Annotated in this window: 22 protein-coding genes and 1 riboswitch; of the genes, 13 read left to right on the top strand and 9 right to left on the bottom strand. The window is 69.5% G+C overall.

All coding sequences use genetic code 11. From position 1 onward, the window contains the following. Window positions 1-80: 80 nt before the first annotated feature. Genes galT through HF024_RS14230 form a run of 4 tightly spaced genes read left to right on the top strand, consistent with a single transcriptional unit; the run spans window position 81 to window position 3762 of the window. Window positions 81-1253, top strand: coding sequence for a galactose-1-phosphate uridylyltransferase (gene galT, locus HF024_RS14215; protein ID WP_168689975.1), 1173 nt, complete (start codon window positions 81-83; stop codon window positions 1251-1253). Then, window positions 1250-2410, top strand: a complete 1161-nt coding sequence (galK, locus tag HF024_RS14220; protein ID WP_085371033.1) for a galactokinase — start codon at window positions 1250-1252, stop codon at window positions 2408-2410. Before galT ends, galK begins: the two co-directional genes overlap by 4 nt. Before the next feature lie 4 nt (window positions 2411-2414). Further along, on the top strand, window positions 2415-3215 hold the full coding sequence (locus tag HF024_RS14225) for an MBL fold metallo-hydrolase (protein WP_168689976.1): 801 nt from the start codon (window positions 2415-2417) through the stop codon (window positions 3213-3215). Window positions 3216-3255: 40 nt separating this feature from the next. Then, window positions 3256-3762 (top strand): gamma carbonic anhydrase family protein, encoded by a 507-nt coding sequence (locus HF024_RS14230; protein WP_168689977.1) that lies wholly within the window; start codon window positions 3256-3258, stop codon window positions 3760-3762. Between the two features lie 86 nt (window positions 3763-3848). Here the strand turns inward: HF024_RS14230 and HF024_RS14235 are convergent, their stop codons facing one another. The 3 genes from HF024_RS14235 to glyA form a co-directional block, all read right to left on the bottom strand. Further along, entirely contained in the window at window positions 3849-4325 is a 477-nt protein-coding gene (locus HF024_RS14235) for a YbaK/EbsC family protein (protein ID WP_168689978.1), read from the bottom strand. Beyond that, window positions 4322-5203, bottom strand: coding sequence for a bifunctional methylenetetrahydrofolate dehydrogenase/methenyltetrahydrofolate cyclohydrolase (locus HF024_RS14240; RefSeq protein ID WP_085371038.1), 882 nt, complete (start codon window positions 5201-5203; stop codon window positions 4322-4324). Before HF024_RS14240 ends, HF024_RS14235 begins: the two co-directional genes overlap by 4 nt. A gap of 111 nt (window positions 5204-5314) precedes the next feature. Beyond that, on the bottom strand, window positions 5315-6640 hold the full coding sequence (glyA, locus tag HF024_RS14245) for a serine hydroxymethyltransferase (protein WP_085371039.1): 1326 nt from the start codon (window positions 6638-6640) through the stop codon (window positions 5315-5317). Between the two features lie 55 nt (window positions 6641-6695). Further along, window positions 6696-6790, bottom strand: a riboswitch (ZMP/ZTP riboswitch). Window positions 6791-6934: 144 nt separating this feature from the next. Here glyA and HF024_RS14250 point away from each other — a divergent pair. Next, on the top strand, window positions 6935-8446 hold the full coding sequence (locus HF024_RS14250; RefSeq protein WP_168689979.1) for a beta-N-acetylhexosaminidase: 1512 nt from the start codon (window positions 6935-6937) through the stop codon (window positions 8444-8446). A gap of 6 nt (window positions 8447-8452) precedes the next feature. On the opposite strand, the gene HF024_RS14255 is transcribed toward HF024_RS14250, so the two are convergent. After that, window positions 8453-9688: a mannosyltransferase family protein gene (locus tag HF024_RS14255; RefSeq protein WP_168689980.1), complete on the bottom strand. Its 1236-nt coding sequence runs from the start codon at window positions 9686-9688 to the stop codon at window positions 8453-8455. 174 nt (window positions 9689-9862) lie between these two features. Here HF024_RS14255 and HF024_RS14260 point away from each other — a divergent pair, with 174 nt between their 5' ends. Next, window positions 9863-10579 carry a hypothetical protein gene (locus HF024_RS14260; RefSeq protein WP_143466041.1) on the top strand — a complete coding sequence of 239 codons (717 nt, stop codon included), beginning with the start codon at window positions 9863-9865 and terminating at the stop codon, window positions 10577-10579. A gap of 43 nt (window positions 10580-10622) precedes the next feature. Here the strand turns inward: HF024_RS14260 and HF024_RS14265 are convergent, their stop codons facing one another. From HF024_RS14265 to HF024_RS14280, 4 genes are all read right to left on the bottom strand, one after another. Continuing rightward, window positions 10623-10928 (bottom strand): hypothetical protein, encoded by a 306-nt coding sequence (locus tag HF024_RS14265; protein ID WP_168689981.1) that lies wholly within the window; start codon window positions 10926-10928, stop codon window positions 10623-10625. A gap of 95 nt (window positions 10929-11023) precedes the next feature. Continuing rightward, window positions 11024-11923: a carbohydrate ABC transporter permease gene (locus HF024_RS14270; protein WP_247597126.1), complete on the bottom strand. Its 900-nt coding sequence runs from the start codon at window positions 11921-11923 to the stop codon at window positions 11024-11026. After that, window positions 11920-12879: a sugar ABC transporter permease gene (locus tag HF024_RS14275; protein WP_168689982.1), complete on the bottom strand. Its 960-nt coding sequence runs from the start codon at window positions 12877-12879 to the stop codon at window positions 11920-11922. The genes HF024_RS14270 and HF024_RS14275 overlap by 4 nt, the downstream gene beginning before the upstream one ends. A 10-nt stretch (window positions 12880-12889) precedes the next feature. Next, the gene (locus HF024_RS14280) at window positions 12890-14134 is read right to left on the bottom strand and encodes an extracellular solute-binding protein (protein WP_168689983.1); all 1245 of its coding nucleotides are present in this window, start codon (window positions 14132-14134) and stop codon (window positions 12890-12892) included. A gap of 346 nt (window positions 14135-14480) precedes the next feature. Between HF024_RS14280 and HF024_RS14285 the strand changes: the two genes are divergently transcribed. The 7 genes from HF024_RS14285 (at window position 14481) to HF024_RS14315 (ending at window position 22672) form a co-directional block, all read left to right on the top strand. Continuing rightward, window positions 14481-15359, top strand: coding sequence for an SIS domain-containing protein (locus HF024_RS14285; protein WP_168690918.1), 879 nt, complete (start codon window positions 14481-14483; stop codon window positions 15357-15359). After that, the gene (locus tag HF024_RS14290; protein WP_281727768.1) at window positions 15356-16366 is read left to right on the top strand and encodes an ROK family protein; all 1011 of its coding nucleotides are present in this window, start codon (window positions 15356-15358) and stop codon (window positions 16364-16366) included. Before HF024_RS14285 ends, HF024_RS14290 begins: the two co-directional genes overlap by 4 nt. Further along, window positions 16363-17277, top strand: coding sequence for a 1-phosphofructokinase family hexose kinase (locus tag HF024_RS14295; RefSeq protein WP_168689984.1), 915 nt, complete (start codon window positions 16363-16365; stop codon window positions 17275-17277). Before HF024_RS14290 ends, HF024_RS14295 begins: the two co-directional genes overlap by 4 nt. A 54-nt stretch (window positions 17278-17331) precedes the next feature. Beyond that, window positions 17332-18201, top strand: a complete 870-nt coding sequence (locus HF024_RS14300) for a class II fructose-bisphosphate aldolase (RefSeq protein WP_168689985.1) — start codon at window positions 17332-17334, stop codon at window positions 18199-18201. Further along, entirely contained in the window at window positions 18198-18983 is a 786-nt protein-coding gene (locus HF024_RS14305; protein ID WP_085371048.1) for a DeoR/GlpR family DNA-binding transcription regulator, read from the top strand. The genes HF024_RS14300 and HF024_RS14305 overlap by 4 nt, the downstream gene beginning before the upstream one ends. Window positions 18984-19013: 30 nt before the next feature. Continuing rightward, complete coding sequence (gene nagA, locus HF024_RS14310; protein ID WP_168689986.1) at window positions 19014-20174, top strand: N-acetylglucosamine-6-phosphate deacetylase; 1161 nt, start codon at window positions 19014-19016, stop codon at window positions 20172-20174. Window positions 20175-20485: 311 nt separating this feature from the next. Next, a complete protein-coding gene (locus HF024_RS14315; RefSeq protein ID WP_168689987.1) occupies window positions 20486-22672 on the top strand; it encodes a sigma-70 family RNA polymerase sigma factor in 2187 nt (728 codons plus the stop codon). Here HF024_RS14315 and HF024_RS14320 read toward each other — a convergent pair. After that, window positions 22659-23903, bottom strand: a complete 1245-nt coding sequence (locus HF024_RS14320; protein WP_247597127.1) for an MFS transporter — start codon at window positions 23901-23903, stop codon at window positions 22659-22661. The two genes, HF024_RS14315 and HF024_RS14320, sit on opposite strands and share 14 nt — an antisense overlap. Window positions 23904-24030 lie beyond the last annotated feature (127 nt).

Genomic DNA, 24030 nt, shown 5'->3' on the forward strand with positions numbered 1-24030 from the left:
CTATCGTCCGGTGGTTGCGTTTACTTGTCAATACGAAAGCAACTGACTAGATTTGCTTTCGAAACCGAAAGGGACGCTTCGTGCCAGCAATCACCAAACAGGTCCACCGTCTCGCCGACGGCCGCGAACTCATCTACTACGACGACGCGGACACGACGCTCTCCCCCGAGCGCGGCCCCGACCTGCGCGAGCCGACCCCCAGGCCGGCCACCGCGACCATGCGTCAGGACCCGCTCACCGGCGAGTGGATCTCGATCGCGGCCGCGCGCCAGAACCGCGTCTTCCTCCCCCCGGCCGAGCTCGACCCGCTCGCCCCCGCCACCCCCACCAACCTCTCCGAGGTGCCGAGCAACTACGACGTCGCCGTCTTCGAGAACAAGTCGCCGTCGTTCGGCCCGCTGCTCGACGACGAGAACGCGCCGGAGGGCCTCGACGACCTCTCCGCGATCGGCCTCGCCCGCACCCGCACCTCCGTCGGTCGCTGCGAGGTCGTCTGCTTCAGCCCGTCCTCCACCGGATCCTTCGGCAGCCTCACCCCGTCGCGCGCCCGCACGGTCATCGAGGCGTGGGCCGACCGCACCGCGGCGCTGTCCGCCCTGCCCGGCGTGCGCCAGGTGTTCCCGTTCGAGAACCGCGGGGAGGCGATCGGCGTCACCCTGCACCACCCGCACGGGCAGATCTACTCGTACCCGTACATCACGCCGCGCACCACGGCGCTCATCCGGTCACTGGACGCATACGGGCCCACCCTGTTCGCCGACATACTGGAACGCGAGCGCGCCTCCGAGCGCGTCATCCTGTCCGGGAAGTACTGGACGGCGTTCGTGCCGTTCGCCGCCCGCTGGCCCATCGAGATCCACGTGCTGCCGCACCGCCATGTCGCCGACTTCACCGAGACGTCCGCGGACGAGCGCGACGAGCTCGCCACCCTCTACCTCCGCGTGCTGCGGGGCGTGGATGGGCTCTACGACAGTCCGACGCCGTACATCGCCGCGTGGCACCAGGCGCCGGTCGGGGTGCGGCGCGACGAGATCCGGCTGATGCTGCAGATCACCTCGCCGAGGAGAGCCGCGGATAAGCTGAAGTTCCTCGCGGGATCCGAGTCGGCGATGGGCGCCTGGATCGGCGACATCCCGCCGGAGCAGGCAGCCGAACGACTCCGGGATGCCGTCGCCCGCGCCGACAGGGACGATCCCGCCGGCGAGCTGCCCGCGGGAATCACCGGACTCACCCCCAGAAAGGCCGACCGATGACCGACCTCCGCCAGGACACCCGCGACAGCTTCGCCGAGATCTTCGGCAGGGATGCCGACGGCGTCTGGTCCGCCCCCGGCCGCGTCAACCTGATCGGCGAGCACACCGACTACAACGAGGGCTTCGTGCTTCCGCTGGCGATCAACCGCCGCACCGTCGCCGCCCTTGGGCTCCGCGACGACCGCACCGTGCGGGTGGGCAGCTCGTTCGCCGACGAACTGGTCGAGATCGACCTCGCCGACCTCGGTCCGGAGGTGCTCTCCGGCTGGTCGGCGTACCCACTCGGCGTCGCCTGGGCTCTCGGCGAGTTCGGCGCGGACCTGGATGCCGTCCCCGGCTTCGACGTGCTCATCGACTCGAACGTTCCCGTCGGCGCCGGACTCTCGTCGTCCGCGGCCATCGAGAGTGCGGTCGCCGTGGCCCTCAACGAGGTCTGGCAGCTCGGCCTGGACAGGCAGACGCTGGCGAAGGTCGGCCAGCGGGCGGAGAACGTCGCCGTCGGTGCGCCGACCGGGATCATGGACCAGTCCGCCTCCCTGCTCGGCGAACGCGACTCCGTCGTCTTCCTCGACTGCCGCACGCTGGACGCGCAGGTCGTGCCGCTCGGTCTCGAGGCCGCCGGGCTGGAGATGCTGATCATCGACACGGGCGTCGAGCACTCCCACGCCACCGGCGGGTATGCCGACCGCCGCGCATCCTGTGAGGCCGGGGCCGCAGCGCTCGGCGTCGAATCGCTGCGCGACGTGAGCGTGGCCGACCTCGACCGCGCCCGCGAACTCCTCGACGACGTGACCTTCCGCCGCGTCCGCCACGTCGTGACGGAGGACCAGCGCGTCCTCGACACCGTGCGCACGCTGCGCGAGCACGGCCCTGCCGCCATCGGCGAACTCCTCGACGCCTCGCACCGGTCCATGCGCGACGACTTCGAGATCTCGGTGCCAGAGCTCGACCTCGCCGTAGAGACCGCGCAGGCCAACGGCGCCATCGGCGCGCGCATGACCGGCGGCGGCTTCGGCGGCTCCGCCATCGCGCTCGTCCCGTCCGACGCGATGAGCCGCGTGCTCGTCGCCCTCGACGGTGCATTCGCCGAGCACGGATTCGGGCAGCCCGATCTGTTCACCGTCAGCGCATCGGAGGGCGCGAAGCGCGAGAATTGACGGTATGACCGCTGCCGACGTCACCTGGCTCGACCCCGACACCGTCCAGCTCCGCCAGCCGAAGGCCTCCCACTGGGAGGCGCCGTTCCTATTCCTCCTCTTCGGCCGCGACCGGGCGATCCTCTTCGACACCGGAGCGACGAGCGACGAGCGCGTCTTCGCGCTGCGCGGAGCCGTCGACGGCGCGATCGAGACCTGGCTGCGCAAGCATCCCGCCCGGTTCGCCCGGCCGTACGAACTGGTGGTGGCGCACACCCACGCGCACGGCGACCACATCGCGGGCGACGCCCTGCTCGCCGCACGGCCGGGGACGACGGTGGTCGGCACCACCCCCGCCGAGGTGATCGCCTTCTTCGGCTTCCCGTCCTGGCCGGATGCCGTCGTCCCGTTCGACCTCGGCGGCCGCGTCATCGACGTGATCGGCGCACCCGGCCACGAGCCGTCCGCGGTGGTCTATTACGACAGGGCGACGCGCATCCTGTTCACGGGGGACACGGTCTGCCCGGGCAATCTCTACGTGCGCGACCGCGCGCAGTTCGTGCAGACCATCGACAGGCTCATCCGGTTCCGGGATGCGACGAAGCCGCGCATCAAGACGGTGCTCGGCGCCCACGTGGAGATGTCCACCACCCCGGGCGTCGACTACCCGCCCGGCACCGTCGACCAGCCGGACGAGGCGCCGCTCGCGCTTCCGCCGAGCATCCTGGACGAGGTGCGGGCAGCCCTCGACGTGACCGGGAAGCACGGCGCGCCGAAGAAACGCGTGGTGCGCGACCGCTTCATCCTGGTCGACGACCAGCGCTGACCCCGCCGACCCGGCTGGCTCCGCTGGTTATGCTGACGGCATGACTCGAATCACCCTCGCCGACGGCTCGGCCCCCGAGGTCCACGACACCGCTTTCGTCGCCCACGGCGCCGTGCTCGCCGGGCGGGTGCACCTCGCCGCGGACTCCAGCGTCTGGTACAACGCCGTGCTGCGGGCCGAGGCGGAGGACATCCGGATCGGCGAGCGCAGCAACCTGCAGGACAACGTCTCCTGCCACGTCGACGCCGGGTTCCCGCTCACCGTCGGCACCGACGTGTCCGTCGGCCACAACGCCGTGCTGCACGGCTGCACCATCGAGGACGGCGTGCTGGTCGGGATGCACGCCACCGTGCTCAACGGAGCCGTCGTCGGCGCCGGCTCGCTCCTGGCCGCCGGCACGCTGGTCCTGGAGGGAGCCGTCATCCCGCCCGGCTCCCTCGTCGCCGGCCTTCCCGGGAAGGTCCGCCGCCCCCTCACCGACGACGAGCGCGCCCACCTCCTCCGCAACGCCGAGGGCTACCTCGCGCACGTCGCCGCTCACAAATAATCGAGCCGGGACTTCTGTACGCGACACGCCGCGGCGGCCGTACAGAAGTCCCGGCTCGATGGGGCTCAGCGGGACCAGCAGTTCGGCTACTCCGCGACCGGGCCGGGAGTTCCGCCGGTGATACGCACCAGTTCCTCGAACGTGGTCGAGAACACCGTGTGCGCGTGACCGGCGGCGGCCCACACCTCCGGGTATCCGGCGAGCGCCACATCCACCACCGTGCGCAGCGGAGCCGGGTGCCCGACCGGCGCGACACCGCCGATGGTCTGGCCGGTCGCGGCCTTCACCGTGTCGGCGTCGGCACGCCGGATGCGCCCGCCGAGCCGCTCCCCCAGGAACGCGGTGTCGACCCGGTGGGCGCCCGAGGTCATCACGAGCAGCGGCTCGTCGTCGATGGTGAAGACCAGCGAGTTGGCGATGGCGCCGACCTCGACGCCCAGCTCGGCCGCGGCGGAGACCGCGGTCGGCGTCGCGGACTCGAACCAGCGCACGCGCGGCTCGACACCCGCCGCGAGCAGGGCAGCCTCGACCGCTTCGACAGCCGGATGCGTCCTGTCGCTCATCGCAGGGAGCGCTCCGCCGACTCCACCACGTTCTGCAGCAGCAGAGCGCGCGTCATCGGGCCGACGCCTCCGGGGTTCGGGGACACCCAGGCGGCGACCTCCGCCACCTCGGGCGCCACATCCCCGGCCACGCGGCTCTTGCCGGTCTCCGGGTCGTCGATGCGGCTCACGCCGACGTCCAGGACGATCGCTCCCGGCTTCACGTTGTCCGCGGTGACCAGCCCGGCCACACCGGCGGCGGCGACGATCACGTCTGCGCGCTTGAGGTGCGCGTCCAGGTCGACCGTTCCGGTGTGGGTGAGCGTGACGGTGGCGTTGATCTCGCGGCGGGTCAGCAGCGAGCCGATCGCGCGGCCGACGGTCACGCCGCGACCGACGACGACCACATCCTTGCCCGCCAGCTCGATGCCGTGACGCAGCATCAGCTCGATGACGCCGCGGGGCGTGCACGGCAGAGGCGTGGTGATCGGGCGGTTGACGTTGAGGACGAGCCTGCCGAGGTTGGTCGGGTGCAGGCCGTCGGCGTCCTTGGCCGGGTCGACCAGTTCGAGGATCGCGTCGGTGTCGATGTGCGGCGGCAGAGGGAGCTGCACGATGAAGCCGGTGCAGTCCGGGTCGCTATTGAGGTCCTCGATCACGGCCTCGAGCTCGGCCTGCGAGATGTCGGCGGGCAGGTCGCGGCGGATGGACGAGATGCCCACCTCTGCGCAGTCGCGGTGCTTGCCGGCGACGTACCACTGCGATCCGGGGTCGTCGCCGACCAGGATCGTGCCGAGCCCGGGCACGACGCCCTGCTCGCGCAGCACGCTGACGCGCTCCTTCAGCTCCGCCTTGATCGCGGCCGCTGTCTTCTTGCCGTCCAGAATCTGTGCGCTCATCCGCGCTCCTAACGTTGTGACGCCGTCGAGCCGGGACCTGTGCACGCCCGCCGACGGCGTGTCGCGTGCAGAAGTCCCGACTCGATTGCTGCGGGAGGTGAGGGGTCCGGGCTAGATGGAGGAGGGGAGCTCGACCGGGAACGCGTCCTGGCCGGACGGGGTCAGGCCGGGATAGAGCGGGAACGCGGCGGTGAGCGCGTCGACACGGCTGCGGAGGGATGCGGTGTCCGCGCCGGGCTGGAGCGCTGCTGCGATGATCTCGGCCACCTCGGTGAACTGCACGTCGCCGAAGCCGCGGGTCGCGAGCGCCGGGGTGCCGATGCGGAGACCGGAGGTCACCATCGGCGGGCGCGGGTCGAACGGGACGGCGTTGCGGTTGACCGTGATGCCGACCTCGTGCAGCACGTCCTCCGCCTGCTGGCCGTCGAGCTGCGAGTTGCGCAGGTCGGCGAGCACCAGGTGCACGTCGGTGCCGCCGGTGAGCACATCCACGCCACCGGCGCGGGAGTCCTCCGCCGTCAGGCGGTCGGCCAGGATCTGCGCGCCGCGGACGGTGCGCTCCTGGCGGTCGCGGAACTCGTCGGTCGCCGCAAGCTTGAACGCGGTCGCCTTGGCGGCGATCACGTGCATCAGCGGGCCGCCCTGCTGGCCGGGGAAGACGTTGGAGTTGAGCTTCTTGGCGAGCTCCATGTCGCGGGAGACGATGAAGCCCGAGCGCGGGCCGCCGATGGTCTTGTGCACTGTCGACGACACGACGTCGGCGAACGGGACGGGCGACGGGTGGATGCCCGCGGCGACGAGACCGGCGAAGTGCGCCATGTCCACCCAGAGCTTCGCGCCGACCTCGTCGGCGATCGCGCGGAACGCGGCGAAGTCGAGGTGACGCGGGTATGCGGACCAGCCGGCGATGATGACCTGCGGCTTGTGCTCGAGCGCCTTGTCGCGCACGACGTTCATGTCGACGAGGAAGGTCTCCGGGTCGACGCCGTAGGAGACGGCGTTGTAGAGCTTGCCGGAGAAGTTGAGCTTCATGCCGTGGGTCAGGTGACCGCCGTGGGCGAGCTCCAGACCGAGGATGGTGTCACCCGGCGTCGCGATGGCGGACAGCACGGCCGCGTTGGCGCTCGCGCCGGAGTGCGGCTGGACGTTGGCGTACTCGGCCTTGAACAGGCTCTTCGCGCGGTCGATCGCGAGCTGCTCGGCGATGTCGACGTACTCGCAGCCGCCGTAGTACCGGCGGCCGGGGTAGCCCTCGGCGTACTTGTTGGTGAGCACGGAGCCGACGGATTCGAGCACCGCGCGCGGCACGAAGTTCTCGGACGCGATCATCTCGAGGTAGTCGCGCTGGCGGCCGAGCTCGAGCGCCAGGACCTCTGCGATCTCCGGGTCGACCTCCGCGAGCGGGGCCGTGAACGTGGATGGGAGTGTGTCAGTCAAAACCGGCTCCTTATAAATGCAACTCAGCAGTGAACGCAGACGGGTGGGATGTTCCCGTATCGACCCAGGCGCGCGGCCGATCCGCCCGTTTCGCTGGGCATTCGTCGCTCCCCAATGGTGACCATTTGAGCGCCAGTCGCGACGCGAGCAAGCATAGCAAAGGGCGGCTGGGAGGCGAACCCTTGCCGTTTGTTAGGAGGGCTGCAATACTCGCAGGTGGCCGACCGGAGGGGCGGGCAACGACGGCCGTCAGCACACCAAGCACCCAACGCATGCTCAGTTGAAGGAGAACGCGTGGTCATCCCCCGCCCGGCGATGCTCGAGTCCGTCGATTCCGCGCCGTTCACCCTCGCACCGGATGCGCGGATCAGCGTCGCAGGCGCTGGAGCCTCCTCCGTCGCCGAGTTGCTCCGCGCTGAGCTCGCCTCCGACTGCAGCCGCAGCCTCACCGTCGTGCACGAGCCTCCGGCGTTCGGCGACATCGCCATCGTCATCGCGGACGACGAGGCTCCGGACGGCCACGACGCGGAGGGCTACACGCTCGAGGTCGCCGCGGAGGGCGTCCGCATCGGAGCGGCGACCACCGCCGGCGCGTTCTGGGGCGTCCAGACCCTGCGGCAGCTGGTCCCCGCCGAATGCGGGTCCGACCCGCTCACCATCGGCGCCGTCCGCATCGTCGACCACCCCCGGTATGCGTACCGCGGTGCGATGCTCGACGTCGCGAGGCACTTCTTCTCCCCGGATGCGGTCAAGCGCTTCATCGACGCGATCGTGCTCCTCAAGGTCAACCACCTGCACCTGCACTTGACCGACGACCAGGGCTGGCGCATCCACATCGACAGCTGGCCGAACCTCACGGCGCACGGCGGGTCGACCGGGAGCGACGGCAGCGACGGCGGCTTCTACACGCAGGACGAGTTCCGCGACCTGGTGGCGTACGCGGCGGAGCGGCACGTCACGGTGGTCCCCGAGCTGGACATGCCCGGCCACACCAACGCGGCGCTCGCCTCGTATCCGGAGCTGAACGCCGACGGCGTCTCCCCCGCCCTCTACACCGGGTCGAAGGTCGGATTCAGCACGCTCCTCTCCGGCGACGCGACGACGGCGCGCTTCGTCGACGACGTCGTGCGCGAGGTCGCTGCGTTGACGCCGGGGCCGTACCTGCACATCGGCGGAGACGAGTGCCAGAGCACCGACCCCGCCGATTTCCTCCGCTTCATCGCCGACGCAGCCGCGACGGTCGCCCGCCACGGCAAGATCCCGGCCGGCTGGCACGAGATGGGGAAGAGCGGCGACCTGCCGGATGGTACGGTCGGCCAGTACTGGGACTTCCTCACCCCGCGCGGCAGCGCCGCCGACGAGACCCTGTCGTTCGTGCGCCAGGGCGGCTCCGTCATCATGTCCCCCGCCGACGTCGCATACCTCGACATCGTCTACGAGGAGGGCGACCGCCTCGGCCAGGACTGGGCGGACGGCCCGACCACGCTGCGCCAGTCGTACGAATGGGACCCGGCGCGGGTGGTCCCCGGGCTCACCGAGGCGCACATCCTGGGCGTGGAGGCTCCGCTCTGGACGGAGACGGTGGAGACCGTTTCCGACATCGAGGAGATGGTGTTCCCCCGCCTCGCCGCCGTGGCGGAGATCGGCTGGTCGCCTGCGCCGTCCGACACGGATGCGGTGGAGACGGCCCGCGACTTCGACGACTTCGCCGAGCGCGTCGCCCACCTCGCGGAGCACTGGGAGGCGGCGGGGACCAACTTCCGCCGCGTGCCGGAGGTGCGCTGGCGGGAACGCGTCAGCTCCTGACCTCGATCAGGGGTAGCCGAGGAACCAGAGCAGCAGCAGCGCGACAGGCTGCAGGGCGATCCCGCAGATCAGCACGATCATCCTGACCCGCCTGTTGGCGGCGAGCGCCGGCGCACCCGCGAGCGGCGCCAGCGGCATCAGCAGCCGGAACAGGCTCTGCTGCGGCAGGAACACCGCGAATAGGTAGAGCCCGTAGCTCGCCGCGAACGCCACCACCTCCGTGCCGAGCGCGCGGACGCTCGGCCTGCTGAGCAGCCAGGCGAACCCGCCGATCGCGGCCACCACCAGCAGTGCCCCGATCACGTTCGCGTACTTCCAGGTGAACAGGAACCACGGCGTCAGCGGCACGAAGGCGACCCGCCCGATGAACCCGGTCCACCACGACAGCTCGGTCTCGACGTACGCGTCCGCGTATCCGGTGACGACGGATGCGATCAGCGGCCAGGCGAGCCCGGCCACCGCCGTCACTCCCCCCGCCACGATCATCGCGATCCGCTCCCGCCAGCCGAACGCATCCTGTCCGCGCCGGGCGACGACCAGCCGCACCAGGAACACGATCCCGAGCGCGAGCGGCAGCGCCAGCTCCCCCGGTTTGGTGAACGCGGCCGCCACCCCTAACGGGATGACCAGCCAGTACCGCCTCGCCATCATCGCCCACAGCGCCGCGAACATCAGGAAGAAGAACAGGCTCTCCGCGTACGCGATCTGCAGCACGAACGAGAGCGGTCCGAAACAGAACAGCACGGCCGCCCACAGCGCGTTCGACGCGCCGACCCTGGATGCGACCAGCCGGTAGAGCACAAGCGTCGCCGCGGCACCGAACACCGTGGCGACGATGACGGCGGCCGGGTAGAACCCCAGCCCGGTGACGAACATGAGCCCGCGCGCGATGGCAGGGAACAGCGGCAGGAACGCCCACGAATTCTGCTGCACGTGCCCACTGCCGTCGGTCGGAAGCGTCGTCGGGTACCCGCCCTCGGCGATCTTCCGGTAGTAGGACGCATCCCACGACCCGGAGAACGTCCAGAAGCTGGGCTCGGTGCGCGAGCTGGCGAAATGCCACTCACCGACCGTCGCCGCGACGTACAGGGTCACCATCAGCGTCGTGGTGAACACCCGGGATGCGACGAACACGGCCAGGACGACCACCCACCAGCGATACTCGCGCCCGGCCACGCGAATCCGCGACGGCGATGCGGTACCCCTCTCGGCGAGCACGCCGAGCCGCTCTCTCACGCTCATAGTCCCAGTCTGCCGACCCCGGTCTGTGTGTTCGCCGCGATCGTACTCTCCGCGGGGCGAGTGCGCACGTGGGGTCAGGTTGGTCTTCAATAGATATTTAACGTTGTGGGTTTATGTCGACTGGATTTTTATGTGAACATGTTCAGACTGTAACGAAAGACAATGGAGGCTTCAATGCAGTGGAAATCGATCGTCCAGATGAAAACCCCGGCCAGGCGCGCACGATTCGGTGCAGGCGTAGCCGTCGTCGCTCTCGCGATGACTGCGATCTCCGGGGCGCCTGCCCGCGCTTCCGATGCTCCGTCGGCGGACGGCGCGCGTATGTACGTCAAAGTCGGTGACAATCTCGTCGACCTCGAAGACACCATCCGCACGCACGAGATCGACCTTCACAGCACCCCGGCCTCCGAGGGCGACCGGAAGGCTCGGCTCATCAATCTGAGCCAATGGGTGAGCTGCTATACGTTCAGCATCAAAGATGAGGTCTTCGCCGAATACACCCATTTCTGGGACGGCTTCGGTCACGATGTGCGATTGAAGTGCGGTGACGGGGGTACAAGCGGTTGGGGGTATCGCCATATCGAAGACCGACACAAGGAAGATTGGCAGTCCAAGCTGGATCAAGCTCGTGCCAAGGGATGGAATCCGGCGTGGCAGGGCGTCGATTCCTGGGATGACCTCATGGCCGGGGCTGTAGGTTCGGTGGTCAGCTGGCCGGAGTACGTCGGCGGTAATCCGACTTCGCAGACCAAGTGCGGGGTCACCGACCTCTATCTCGTGGATCGGGACCGACCACAGGTGGTTCTGATGATCATTCGGGTTGCCGCGGTCTGGGCCACCAACAGCGACCGGCTCATCACCGCTTACCCCACCCCGAAGGCCAGCTGCTAACCAGCAAGCCGCTCCGGAGGAGGGGTGGCGAGCTCGTGCTGGCTTACCACCCCTCCGCTGCCAGGTAGCAGGGCACGATCACGGCCACGCCCCGCGTCTCGCGCTGGAGTTCGTCGAACAATGCGTCCCCCTGCGCCTCCCACTCGTCCTGCGCGGTGGGCTCAGTCCATCCGATGGCGGGATCCTGCAGGTGTTCCCATCGAGCGCGCCACGCATGAAGTCGCGCGGCAAGCGGTTTGCCAATACCGAGGTCGTCCGGCGAGACCGGTCCGTCCTCCCAGAGCGGCCACGGGTGTCCCCACTCGTTCCACATCCGGATGCGACGGAGCCCATCATCCACAGCTGCCATAGCACCCAGAAATAGCATGGCTGGCTCCGAACCACCCTCACACCCCAGGTGGGAGGCGCCCGCATCGCGCCACACGCGCGGGCACCCCCACCGGTCTACTTCACGCTGCCCTGCGTGAGTCCGCCCACGAGTCGTTTCTCGATGAGCATGAACAGCACCACCACCGGGATGACCGCCACGATCGACACCGCGAAGACGTACTGCCAGGCGGCGTCGTACTGGCCGACGAATTTGGTGAGGGCCACAGAGAGCGGCTGGTTGGCGTCCGTCGACAGGATGACCAGGCTCGCCGCGAACTCGTTCCAGGATGCGACGAACGTGTAGATGATCGCCGTCACGATTCCCGGCCAGACCAGGGGCAGCTGCACCCGGAAGAGCACGGTCCATTTGCCTGCGCCGTCGAGCTGGGCGGCCTCGTCCACTTCTTTGGGCACTCCCGCGAAGAAGTTGTGCATGATCCAGATCGCGAACGCCAGGTTGAAGGCCGCGTTGACGAGGATCATCGCCAGCCAGGTGTCGTTGATGCCGAGGGCGACCATCTCTTTGAAGAGACCGGTGGCGAGCACCGTCGGCTGCAGCATCTGCGTGACGATCACCAGGAAGAGGAACACCCCGCGCCCCGGGAACCGGAACCGCGCCGTGTAATAGGCCGCCGGCACGCAGACCAGCAGCACGAGCGCCGTCGCGAACACCGAGATCACGATGGTCGAGATGAGGTTCTCGGGCAGCGGCGTCTCCGGCGTCGACCACATCGTGAGGTAGTTCTCCGGATGCCAGGTAGTCGGCAGGTAGGTCGGAGGCACCGTCAGGATGTTGTTCCGGCTCTTGAACGAGCCCACCAGCATGATCAGGTAGGGCGCGATGAAGACCAGAGCGATCACGAGACCGGCGACCATCCGGCCTGCGACCCTGCCGGTGAACCGGTTCTCAGCGGGACGGCGACGGCGCGGCGGCGGCGTCACCGGGGCGGCGATGCTGGGGGCCTGGACGCTCACGAGACCTCCTTCATGGGTTTGACGATCCACAGGTAGAGCGCCACGACCACGAGCACGATCAGGAAGTTGATCACGCTGAGCGCGCTCGACAGGTCGATCCTCTGCTCGTTCTGCAGCAGTTTGAACATGTATGTCGTCGTCGTGTCCGCCTTGTAGCCGGGGATCGCCCCTGTCATCAGTTTCAGGATGGGCAGGTTGTTGAAGACGTTGATGATGTTGATGAGGCTGGCGAGGGCGATGGCGTTGCGGAGGTTCGGGAGCGTGACGCCGAAGTACGTGCGAGCAGCGCCGGCGCCGTCCATCTTCGCCGCCTCGAGCATGTCGCCCGGGATGCCCGCGAGACCCGCGAGCAGCGTGTACGTGGTGAACGGCAGGGAGACGAACACCGCGATCGCGATGGAAGAGAGGAACGCCGGCACCGGCTCCTTGGTGAAGCCGAACGGCTCGGCGAGCAGGTGCACATCCACCAGGAACTTGTTGATGATGCCGTAGAACGGGTCGAGGCCGTAGACGAAGACGGTCGTGGTCATCACCACGCTGGCCGCCCACGGGATGAGGATGGCCATCCGCACCCACTGCCTGCCGGGGAAGTTCTTGTTCAGGAACTGCGAGAGCGCGAGCGAGATCACGACGGTCAGCACCACCACGGACGCGACCCAGAGCAGCGTGTTGAACAGGATGCCAGGCAGCTCGGGCCGGTTGAGCACCGTGAGGTAGTTCTGGAAACCGACGGAGCCATGGTCGACTCCGGCGACCGAGATCTTCCTGGTGGAGTTGAAGATCATGTAGCCGGCGGGGAACAGCACCACGCCGAAGATCAGGATGAGGGCGGGCAGCGTCCAGGGGACCGCGTTCGCCAGGTCACGGGCACCCGTGCCCTGCGGTTTCTGCGACGCCCCGCGACGGGGACGGCCGGTGGCCGCCCCCGTCTCGGTCGTTTCGATGGTGTGACTCATGCCGCGCTGACTACTGCCCGTCGGCCTTCGCCTGGATCGACTTCAGCAGGTCTGCCGGGTTGGCACCCTGACCGAGCTGACCGATCTGGCTCTGGATCGCCCCCTGCGCTGCTGCCCAGTTGGGGTTGGTGGACGGGTAGAACTTGGCGTTCGGCAGCAGGTCGAGGAACGGCTTGATGGTCTCGTCGGAGGCCATCGCGTCCGCGCCGGACTTGGTGGTGGGCAGGAAGCCCTCCGCGCCGACCCACTTGGTGTAGACGTCCGCCGAGTAGAAGTAGTCGAGGAACTTCTTGATCGAGGCCGTCTTGTCCGTCTTGCCCTTGAAGGCCATCAGGTGGTCAGCGACGCCGAGCGTGAACGCTGAGCCGTCCTTGGTGGGGATGGGCGCGATGCCGTACTTGAGGCTCGGGTTCTTGTCCTTGATCTGGCCGACGATCGGCGGGAGGCCGATCTGCATCCCGATCTGGCCCTGGATGAAGACATTCATCAGCGGGGTGCGGTTGGTCGAACCGGGGTTCGCCTCCGTCACGCCGGAGTTGATGATCTTCTGCATCTCGGTTGCGCCGTCGACGTTCTCCGAGCTGTCGATGGTCAGCTTCTTCGCGTCGCCGTACCCTCCGCCTGCTCCGTAGAACCAGATGGCGGTCTCGGCCTGGGCTTCCTCGCTGCCGAGGGGCATCCCGTATCCGGTGACACCCGCCGCCTTGAGCTTGCCGGCGTCCGTCTCGAACTCCGCCCACGTCTTGGGCGGGTCGGTGATGCCCGCCTTAGCGAACAGGTCCTTGTTGTAGAACAGCGCGCGGGCGGAGGCGATGAACGGCAGGCCGTACTGGGTGCCGTCGATCGACGCGTTCTTGGCGAACGCCGACTGGAAGTCGTCGAGCGTCTTCGACGAGACGATGTCCTTGGCCGGGTAGAGCAGGTCGTCCGCCGCGAAACCGGCGAAGGCGTCGATGTTCAGGATGTCCGGCTGCTTCCCGGCCTGGATGCGCGTCTTGATGACGTTGTTGATGTCCGTCCACGACTCGACGTCGAGGTTGACGGTGATGCCGCTGTTCTTCGCCTCGAAGTCTTTGATGATCTGCTGCCACTCGGCCTTGGTGTTGTCCGAATAGCTCGCGACCATGAGGTCCAGGCTTTGCGCACCGCTGGACGATCCGCCGCCGGAGCCGCCGCCGAATCCACAGGACGCGAGTGTCATGGTCGCCGCTGTCGCCATCGCGACGGCTGCGCCCCACCGCAGGGATTTCTTCATGGACTTCCTCACTCTCGAAGGGAACGAACCGTCAGGTGCAAGGTACGAAGTGCTGCGCGACGGTGCGTCAGTATTGATCCTTTGTGATTTGTTCCTGCACGAAACAATCACATGTATTCACTGGATGCTCGAATCATTGCGCCTACTGGGGCGCTCGTCAAGGAATTCCGCCCAGATCGTTACACGGCGTTAATTCCGTCGCAACAGATCCGGCAAAAGGCGCCGATGAGCGATTGAAGATGATCACTAGACAGACTTATCGCTCATAAGCGATCATTGTCCTGGAAGTGGTTGGCGACAGACAGGAGACGTAGTAGTGACGCAAGCATCCACGCTCGGTGCCGACATGGAGGCCGAACTCCGTTCGCAGCCGGAGACCTGGGCGCGCGCGGCCGATCTGCGTGCGGAGCAGTCGCTCCTGCCGTCGACCGGACAGCGCATCGCCGTCGTCGGCTGCGGCACCTCCTGGTTCATGGCGCAGTCGTACGCCGCTCTCCGGGAGACCGCCGGGCTGGGGCTCACCGACGCGTTCGCCGCCTCCGAGGCGTTCGTCGACCGTGAGTACGACGCGGTCGTCGCGCTCACGAGGTCGGGGACGACGACCGAGGTGCTCGAACTGCTCGAACAGCTCCGCGCATCCGGGAGCACCGCCAGGACCGTCGGCGTCGTCGGCGACCCGAACACGCCGCTCGTCGACCTGGTCGACGACGTCGTCGCTCTGCCGTTCGCCGACGAGAAGTCCGTGGTGCAGACGCGCTTCGCCACCACCTCCCTCGCGCTGATCCGTGCGTCGCTCGGAGAGAACATCGACACCGCGATCCGGGATGCGCAGACCGCGGTCGACGAGGAGCTCGACGACACCTTGGTCTCCGCCGACCAGTACTCCTTCCTCGGCGCCAACTGGACCGTGGGCCTCGCCCACGAGGCCGCGCTGAAGATGCGCGAGGCCTCGCAGTCCTGGACGGAGTCGTACCCGGCCAAGGAGTACCGCCACGGACCGATCGCCATCGCTGCTCCCGGCCGCGTCACCTGGATGTTCGGCTCCGCGCCGTCTGGGCTCGCCGCCGATGTCGCGGTGACGGGCGCGCACTTCGAGAACAGCGACCTCGACGGCATGGCCGACCTGATCCGCGCCCAGCGGGTCGCGCTCGCCCGAGCCCGCCGCTTCGAGCTCGATCCCGACCACCCCCGCAACCTGACCCGCTCCGTCATCCTCGCGCCGTGACAGAGCACGCCACTTCCCCGTCCCGGTCGGCTCCGCTCGGCGCCGGCCACGCCGTGCTCGCCTTCGACGTCGGGGGCACGGACATGAAGGCCGCGCTGATCGACGCGGACGGCAGGATCGTCGCGCTCGAACGCCGGGCGACACCGCACGACGGCGACCAGACGGCCGAGGCCGTCGTCTCCGCCGTCGCCGAGCTGTCCTCGCGGTTCAGGGCCGAGCATCCGGAGGTCCGTCCGCTCGCCATCGGGCTGCTCGTGCCCGGCCACGTGGACGACGAGGCCGGCATCGGCGTCTTCTCGGAGAATCTGCGCTGGCACGACTTCCCGTTCCGCGCCCGCGTCGAGGAGACCGTCGGACTGCCGGTCACGTTCAGCCACGACGTGCGAGGCGCGGGAGAGGCCGAGCACAGGATCGGAGCTGCTGCGCCGTACCGCGACGTGGTCGTGATGGCCATCGGCACCGGGATCGCCGGCGCGATCTTCGTGGACGGCCGCCTGCACACGGGCGGCGGCATGGCGGGCGAGATGGGCCACTCCCGCGTCGCTGACGGTCCGGAGTGCGCCTGCGGCGGCCGCGGCTGCCTGGAGGCCATCGCCTCCGCGGCGGCCATCGCCCGCCGGTACACCGCACTCTCCGGCGTCGCCGTTCCCGGCGCCAAGGAGGTGCTCGAGTTCGCTGCGGCCGGTGACGCTGTGGCGCAGTCCGTCTGGGACTCTGCACTGGATGCGCTCGCCCTCGACCTCTCGCACACCGTCGCGCTGCTCGCGCCGGAGGCCATCGTCATCGGCGGGGGTCTCGCCCAGGCGGGCCCCGCCCTGTTCGAGCCGCTGGCCGCCCGGCTGGATGCGATCCTCACCTTCCAGCGACGTCCCGTGCTGCTCCCGGCGAGCATCGGCGAGAACGCAGGCGTGATCGGAGCCGCCCTGCGCGCCCGCGACCTGCTCGACGCCGCGACGCCCGCCGAGCAGCGGCCCGCCGAGCAGCAGGCCGAGGAGCAGACAGCATGATCCTGACCGTCACCCCCAACCCCGCCGTGGACCTCACGTACCAGGTCGACGAGCTCGACGTCGGCGAGAGCCATCGCGTCGCCGCCCCTGCGGCGCGCGCGGGAGGCAAGGGCATCAACGTGGCCCGCGTGATCGCGCAGACCGGCGGGAGCGCGTTCGCGCTGACCACCGCCGGTGGGGCCGCCGGGCTGCGCCTGGCCGACGACCTCGGCGCGAGCGGGGTTCCGCACGAGGTCGTCCCGGTCGCCGCGCAGACCCGCAGCAGCGTCGCCATCGTCGACAGAGGCAGCGGGCTCACCACCATCTTCAACGAGACCGGCGACCAGCTCTCCTCCGCGGAATGGTCCGCGCTGTGGGATGCGGTCACCCGGCTGTCCGTGCCGGCCACCTGCATCGTCGGCTCGGGCAGTCTCCCGCCCGGAGCGCCGGAGGACTTCTACGCGGAGCTGGTCGCGCTCGCGGCGGCCAGGGGCATCCCGAGCATCGTGGATGCGACGGGTCCGGGCCTCCTGCGCGCCGCGGAAGCCGGCGCCTCCGTCCTCAAGCCGAACCGCAGAGAGCTGGCGGAGAGCACGGGAGAGAGCGACCCCGTCGCTGGTGCGCGCATCCTCCTCGACCGCGGCGCCGGTCTGTTGCTCGTCTCACTCGGGGCCGACGGGATGCTCGCGATCGGCCCGTCCTCCTCCCCCGTCCACGCCCGGCTGGCCGAGCCGCTGCACGGCAACGCCACCGGAGCAGGGGACGCCGGAGTCGCAGCGGTCGCCGCCTGCCTGGCGGCGGGCGTCACCGATCCAGAGCGCATCCTGCGCAGGGCGACAGCCTGGTCGGCGGCCGCCGTGCTCGCCCCGCTGGCCGGGGAGCTCGACCCGTCGTACCCCGAGATCGAGACCCGCCTGATCGTCACCGGCTGAACCGCCGCCGGTCCCTGACCGTCCATCCCGCACCATCCGTCCAGTAAGGAAGCCATGCCGCTCGTCTCCACCGCCGACCTGATGCACTCCGCCGCCTCCCGGCAGACCGGGATCGGCGCCTTCAACGTCATCCATCTGGAGACGGCGGAAGCCCTCGTCGCCGCCGCAGAGGAGACGCAGCTGCCCGTCATCCTGCAGATCTCGCAGAACTGCGTCACCTACCACGGCGGCCTCGAGCCGATCGCCCGCGCGACCATCGCCGTCGCGGCGGCGTCGCAGGCCCACGTCGCCGTCCACCTCGATCACGCCGAGGACGAGGAGCTGACTCGCCAGGCGATCGACCTCGGCTTCGGCTCGGTGATGTTCGACGGCGCGAAGCTCGACTACGACCGCAATGTGGAGGCGACCATCCGGGTGGTCGACTACGCCCACGCCAACGACGTCTTCGTGGAGGCCGAGCTCGGCGAGATCGGCGGCAAAGACGGCGCACACGCCCCCGGTGTGCGCACCGACCCGGACGAAGCACGCCGGTTCGTCTCTGAGACGGGCGTCGACGCCCTCGCCGTCGCGGTCGGAAGCTCGCACGCGATGACGGAGCGGACGGCCTCGCTCGACCTCGACCTGATCGGACGGCTGCACGCCGCCGTGCCCGTTCCCCTCGTGTTGCACGGCTCGTCCGGCGTGTCGGATGAGACGATCGTCTCAGCGATCCGCTCCGGCATCACCAAGGTCAACGTCTCCACCCACCTCAACCGCTTCTTCACGGAGGCGGTGCGCGGCTACCTGTCCGCGCATCCCGAGGTGGTGGACTCGCGCAAATACCTGCGCGAAGGACGCACCGCGGTGGCTGGCGAGGCGGCGCGCCTTCTCGCGCTGTTCGCTGTGGAGCAGGCGTCAACCCGAACGGAGACACAACGGCGATGAACAGAGCTGAGCGGCTGAACACCGTGCTCGACCTGCTCGCGGAGACGGGACAGCTCGAGGTCGACGACCTCGTGACGCGTCTCGACATCTCCGCGGCGACGGCCCGTCGCGACCTCGACGCGCTCGCCTCCCAGCAGCTGCTCACCCGCACCCGCGGCGGAGCTGTCGGCCAGTCCGTGGCATACGACCTCCCCATCCGGTACAAGCGCGAGCAGCACGCTCCGGAGAAGCTGCGGATCGCGCAGGCGGCGAGCGCTCTCGTCCCGCGCGGCGCCGTCGTCGGGCTCTGCGGCGGAACGACGAGCACCGCCGTCGCGACCGTGCTCGGCTCCCGGCCCGACCTGATGGAGCCGTCGCCTCACCCCAACCTCACCGTGGTCACCAACGCCATCAACATCGCCGCACAGCTGGTGATGCGGCCCCAGATCAAGACCGTCGTCACCGGAGGCGTCGTGCACGCCCGCTCCTACGAACTGGTCGGGCCGTACAGCGATGTCGTGCTGGAGAAGATCACGATGGACATCGCGTTCATCGGCGTCAACGGCATCGACCCCGCCATCGGCGCCACCGTGCACGACGAAGGCGAGGCGAGCGTGAACTCCCTCATGGCCAGGCGCGCCACCCGCGCCGTGGTGGTCGCGGATTCCAGCAAGATCGGGCGCAAGGCGTTCGCGACGCTCGGAGGACCGAAGGTGCTGAACACTCTCATCACCGACGACGGCATCACGGCGGAGCAGCGTGCCGCCTTCGCCGACGCCGGGTTCGAGGTCATCGTCGCGTAGGCCATCGGTGCTTAGGTTATGGTCGATCAAATGACCGCTCACGTCATCCACTCCGCCCGCCTCGTCAGCGAGGGCCGCATCCTGCACAACGGCTGGGTCCGTTTCGAGGACGAGACCATCGCAGAGGTCGGCACCGGCGACGACTGGCGCATCTCCGTCGCCGGCGACCAGCCGGATGCTGTGACGGACGCCGACGGCGCCTGGGTCACCCCCGGGTTCGTGGACATCCACACCCACGGCGGCGGCGGCGCGTCGTTCGACGACGGCGAGGACGCGATCCGCACCGGGATGGCGCTGCACCAGAAGCACGGGACCACCCGCTTCGTCCTCTCCCTCGTCACAGCGCCCGTCGACGACCTCGCCGTGCGGGTGGCGGGCATCGCGGCGATGATGCAGGACGACCGGCGCATCCTGGGCTCGCACCTCGAAGGACCGTTCCTCGACGTCGGGCACAAGGGCGCCCACGATCCTGCGCTCCTCCGCCAGGCGACGCCGTCCGACATCGAGCTGCTCCTCGCTGCGGCGAACGGGACGCTGCGGCAGATCACCCTGGCCCCGGAACAGCCGGGAGGACTGGATGCTGTTCGCGCCTTCGCCGACGCCGGTGTCGCCGTCGCGGTCGGGCACACCGCGGCGGACTACGCGCAGACGCTCGCGGCGTTCGACGCAGGGGCGAGCATCCTGACGCACGCGTTCAACGGGATGGACGGCATCCACCACCGCGCGCCGGGTCCCGTGGCGGCGGCGACGCACACCGCAGGGGTGACGCTGGAGATCGTGAACGACGGAGTGCACATCCACCCGGAGGTCGTGCGGATGACGTTCGCCTCTGCTCCCGGACGCATGGCGCTGATCACCGACGCGATGGCGGCGGCCGGATCGAGCGACGGTGACTACATCCTGGGCTCGCTGGCCGTGCAGGTGCGCGACGGCGTCGCCCGCCTGGCCGAGGGCGGCTCGATCGCCGGGTCGACTCTCACCCTCGACGACGCGCTGCGCCGGGCGGTCACCGAGGTGGGCATCCCGGTCGAGGATGCGGTGCTCGCGCTCACGGAGACCCCGGCGACCGCCGTCGGTCGCGGTGGCGACCTGGGCAGGCTGGCGGCCGGGTACGCGGCGGATGCCGTGCTCCTCGACGACGACTTCCGCGTGCTGCAGGTGTTCACGGCCGGAGCGCCGCTGCCGCGCTGAGCAGGTGCGGGCGTGCTGCCGCGCTGACTGTGGCGGCGGGTCGGGCTCGCGCCCGACCCGCCGACGGTCCGCTCGCGCGGATCCCCCTCGTTTGACGGACGTTCGGGTCGTCCATCAAACGCACGGCGGAGTGGGCCGAATAAGTGCACTCCGCGCCGGATCGCCGTCCATCGCCGACGGCTTCAGTGGGAGAGACGCACCGGTGTCGCGGTTATGACGCCACTTCCGGCAACTTTTTTGCGCCGGTTCAGCGAGCGGTAACACGACCGAAATATCAGACTTTTTCCAGCTGTTTCCGCCAGAATGGCAGGATGCCCCCCGTCACCGAACAGTCGGACTCCGACCTCGTCGAGCTGACCAGGGGCGGCAACCGGGAGGCATTCGCCGAACTGTGGAGACGGCACGCCCGCGCGGCCATGACGGTCGCACGCTCCCACACCTCCACGTTCGACGCCGACGACCTCGTCTCCGAGGCGTACGCCAAGATCTACCGCGCCATCGCGGCGGGCGGCGGCCCCACCACCGCGTTTCGCGCGTACCTCTTCAGCACCGTCCGCAACATCGCCGCGTCGTGGGGGCGGGCCAGGCACGAGACGGCATTCGACGAGATGGAGTCCGTCGAAGACCCCGCCTTCAGCGAGGCTGCAACGATGGAGGCACTCGACCGATCTCTCACCGCGAAGGCATTCCACACGCTGCCGAGCCGCTGGCAGGAGGTGCTCTGGTACTGCGAGGTCGAGAGCATGACGCCGCAGCAGGTCGCGCCGCTGTTCGGGATGACGCCCAACGCGGTCGCCGCCCTCGCTTACCGCGCACGCGAGGGGCTGCGTCAGGCCTGGGTGCAGGCGCACCTCGCCTCGACGGCCGAGGGCTCCGAGTGCCGCTGGACCACCGAACGCCTCGGCGCATACGCTCGCCACGGCCTCGGCAAGCGAGACACGGCAGCAGTGGATGCGCACCTCGCGGAGTGCGCGCGCTGCAGCATCGTCGCCTCCGAGGCGTCCGAGGTCGGGTCGCGCCTCTCCCTGGTGCTGCTGCCGCTCACACTCGGCATCGGCGGCGCCGCCGCGTACGCGGCGTGGATGCAGTCCGGGGCGAACGCGGTCAGCTACGCCATCGGCGAGTCCGGCGCGGTGATGCCGGGCTCGGCGGCACCCGGTGCTGGCGGCGCGGGCTCGGGAAGCGCAGGCGGCTCGGGCTCGGGCGCCGCGACTGCGGCTCCCGCAACCGCCACCGCGGCGGCCGGCACCGGAAGCACCGTCGGCATCGGCCTGACCATCGGCGGCCTGCTCGTCGCCGCGGCTGTCGCCGCCGGGTTCGTCTTCGGCCCCCAGCTGTTCCCGCAGCGGCCCGCGTCGGTCACGGCCAGCCAGCAGCAGCCGGACACCGGCGCAGCGACCGCGCCGCCCGTCCCCGCCCCGGCGGCGCCGCTCGCCGCCGATCCTGCTCCCGCAGCGCCGGCTCCCTCCGTCCCGGCCCCCGCCGTGCCCGTCGTCGCGGCGCCGCAACCCGCCGCCCCATCGACCGGCAACCCGCCATCCACAGCCCCGGTCGCCGTCTCCCCCGGCCAGACCGGGACGACGCCGACAGAGCCCTCCGGCCCCGGCACACCGGGCACCCCCACCCCCACGACGCCGCCGGCCGCCCCCGCCGTCTCCTCCCCCGCCCAGCAGACCGAGACCAACGCCGCCACCCTCGCCGCCTCCGGCACCGCAGCACCGGATGCGCGCATCGTCGTCTCCGCGACGCCGGCCACCGCATCGCCGCTCTCCACCGCATCCAGCACAACCACCGCGTCCACCACCCCCGCGGTCTCCGTCGGCAACACCACCGCCGACCGCACAGGCGCCTGGAGCCTCACGCTCGATCTGTCCTCGCTCACCGACGGCGACTGGTCGCTCGGCTTCGTCCAGGCGACGGCGGGCGGCAGCTCCCCCGCGCAGACCACCACCGTGTCGATCGACCGCACGGCCATCGCCCCGCTGTTCAACGAGCCCGACACCGGCTCCGACACGTACGCCGGGCTCCTCGCACCCATCGTCTCCGGCACCGCAGAGCCCGGGGCGACCGTCGACGTCTACGACCGCGGGACGCTGCAGGCCACCGTCACCGCCTCAGCAGACGGCACCTGGGCCACCGATCCGCTCACCGGCGTCCAGCCGGCGTTCGCGATCACCGCGCGGCAGACCGACCGGCTCGGCAACGTGTCAGCAGTGACCGCGCCCCTCACCGGATCCGTGGCCGTGCCCGCCATCCGGATCACGCCGACGCCCGGCCACTCGTTCCTGCTCACCGTGGACGGCGCCCCCGGCGCGACCCTCCGGCTGTCCGCCGACGGCAACCGGATGCAGAACCTCGTGCACCTCGACGCATACGGTCACGCGTCCCAGGGATTCGAATGGGCGCTCGACGACACCCTCCAGCACCGGTTCGGCGTGGCGTACACCGACGGCAGCCGCTACGGCCTGCTCGTCGACCTTCCTGTCACGCTGTTCTGACGCTCTCCGGCTCGGCAGGCGCATCCACCGGCTGCCGCCTCCTGGTCATCCGCCCGATCACGAGCACCAGCACGAGCGCGACGACCAGCAGGCCGATGTAGACGACCGGCAGCACCATCAGGCCGCCCAGGTCGAAGATCATCGCACCGGTCAGAGCGCCGCCACCGATGCCGATGTTGAACGACGTCGTGTACAGCGCGCTCGCGGTGTCGCGGAACGCCGCGGACGAGGTGTGGAGCAGCCGCGTCTGCAGCAGGGGAGGCAGCGCGCCGAACGCGAGCCCCCACACGATGAACGCGATCAGGGCGATCACGGGCTGCCCGGCGAACGCGGCGAGCGCTGCGACGGCGACTCCGGTGACCACCAGCGCGAGGATCAACCCGAGCTGCGGGCGCGGCCCGAACAGCGAGCCGGCGAGCACCAGCCCGACCGCGCCGGCGATCCCGTAGAAGAACAGCAAGCCGCCGACGTCGCCGGGTGCGACGCCCATCGGTCCGGTGAGGAACGGGACGACGAACGTGTAGAACGTGTAGTGCCCGATCATCGTGACGGAGGCCACCAGGCACACCATCACGACCGCGACGATGGTCGCGTCCTTCGGGCGGGCCGGGCGTTCGAAGCGCGGCACACCGCGCATCCGGTCGGCGTGGGTGTCGGTCTCACGCTCCACCGTCGGCAGCAGCTTCCACACCAGCAGCGCACCGACCAGCATCAGGACGGCGAGGAAGGCGAACGACAGCCGCCAGCCGAACAGGTGACCGGCGAACGTGCCGAGCGGCACACCGAAGACGAACGCGAGCGTGCCTCCGCCGAGCGTGATCGACACGGCCCTGCCGATCTGCTCCTTCGGCACGAGGTGACCGGCGTACGCGCCGACGATCGACCAGAACAGACCGTGGGCGACACCGCCCAGGATGCGCGAGGCGACCACGAACCCGTAGTCCGGCGCGATGGCCGTCAGCACGTTCGACAGGCCGAGGGCGATCAGGATGCCGACGATCATGGCGTGCCGTGGCCAGCGCTTGGTCAGCGCGGTGAGCGGCGTGCTCGTGATCACCACGGTGAACGCGAAGAACGTGACAAGCAGCCCGATCTGCGCTTCGCTCACGCCGAGCGACGAGCTCATGTCGGGCAGCAGCCCGGTGGGGATCATCTCGCTGGTGACGGACAGGAAGACGGCTGCGGCGAGCGCGAGCAGTCCCGCCCAGGGGAATTTCGGTGAGGTTTTCATTGGCGACGTTGAAGTGGCAGACATGACGAACTGTCCAACGAACGGCGTTCCCCGCCCCATCCGGTCGCCGGTGCGGCAAGACTTCGGATGGCGGGTCGACTACGCGCCCATGTGCGCGCCCAGGGCC

It is taken from the genome of Leifsonia sp. PS1209 (assembly GCF_012317045.1).
In the GTDB taxonomy this organism is placed as follows: domain Bacteria; phylum Actinomycetota; class Actinomycetes; order Actinomycetales; family Microbacteriaceae; genus Leifsonia.

Excerpts from the sequence above, each read along its gene's own strand:
- HF024_RS14280 (WP_168689983.1), bottom strand. The coding sequence starts at position 14,134 with ATGAAGAAATCCCTGCGGTGGGGCGCAGCCGTCGCGATGGCGACAGCG.
- HF024_RS14225 (WP_168689976.1), top strand. The coding sequence starts at position 2,415 with ATGACCGCTGCCGACGTCACCTGGCTCGACCCCGACACCGTCCAGCTC.
- HF024_RS14275 (WP_168689982.1), bottom strand. The coding sequence starts at position 12,879 with ATGAGTCACACCATCGAAACGACCGAGACGGGGGCGGCCACCGGCCGT.
- HF024_RS14265 (WP_168689981.1), bottom strand. The coding sequence starts at position 10,928 with ATGGCAGCTGTGGATGATGGGCTCCGTCGCATCCGGATGTGGAACGAG.
- HF024_RS14315 (WP_168689987.1), top strand. The coding sequence starts at position 20,486 with ATGCCCCCCGTCACCGAACAGTCGGACTCCGACCTCGTCGAGCTGACC.
- HF024_RS14285 (WP_168690918.1), top strand. The coding sequence starts at position 14,481 with ATGGAGGCCGAACTCCGTTCGCAGCCGGAGACCTGGGCGCGCGCGGCC.
- HF024_RS14255 (WP_168689980.1), bottom strand. The coding sequence starts at position 9,688 with ATGAGCGTGAGAGAGCGGCTCGGCGTGCTCGCCGAGAGGGGTACCGCA.
- nagA (WP_168689986.1), top strand. The coding sequence starts at position 19,014 with ATGACCGCTCACGTCATCCACTCCGCCCGCCTCGTCAGCGAGGGCCGC.
- HF024_RS14300 (WP_168689985.1), top strand. The coding sequence starts at position 17,332 with ATGCCGCTCGTCTCCACCGCCGACCTGATGCACTCCGCCGCCTCCCGG.
- HF024_RS14295 (WP_168689984.1), top strand. The coding sequence starts at position 16,363 with ATGATCCTGACCGTCACCCCCAACCCCGCCGTGGACCTCACGTACCAG.
- HF024_RS14235 (WP_168689978.1), bottom strand. The coding sequence starts at position 4,325 with ATGAGCGACAGGACGCATCCGGCTGTCGAAGCGGTCGAGGCTGCCCTG.
- HF024_RS14305 (WP_085371048.1), top strand. The coding sequence starts at position 18,198 with ATGAACAGAGCTGAGCGGCTGAACACCGTGCTCGACCTGCTCGCGGAG.
- HF024_RS14260 (WP_143466041.1), top strand. The coding sequence starts at position 9,863 with ATGCAGTGGAAATCGATCGTCCAGATGAAAACCCCGGCCAGGCGCGCA.
- HF024_RS14240 (WP_085371038.1), bottom strand. The coding sequence starts at position 5,203 with ATGAGCGCACAGATTCTGGACGGCAAGAAGACAGCGGCCGCGATCAAG.
- HF024_RS14320 (WP_247597127.1), bottom strand. The coding sequence starts at position 23,903 with ATGAAAACCTCACCGAAATTCCCCTGGGCGGGACTGCTCGCGCTCGCC.
- galK (WP_085371033.1), top strand. The coding sequence starts at position 1,250 with ATGACCGACCTCCGCCAGGACACCCGCGACAGCTTCGCCGAGATCTTC.
- HF024_RS14230 (WP_168689977.1), top strand. The coding sequence starts at position 3,256 with ATGACTCGAATCACCCTCGCCGACGGCTCGGCCCCCGAGGTCCACGAC.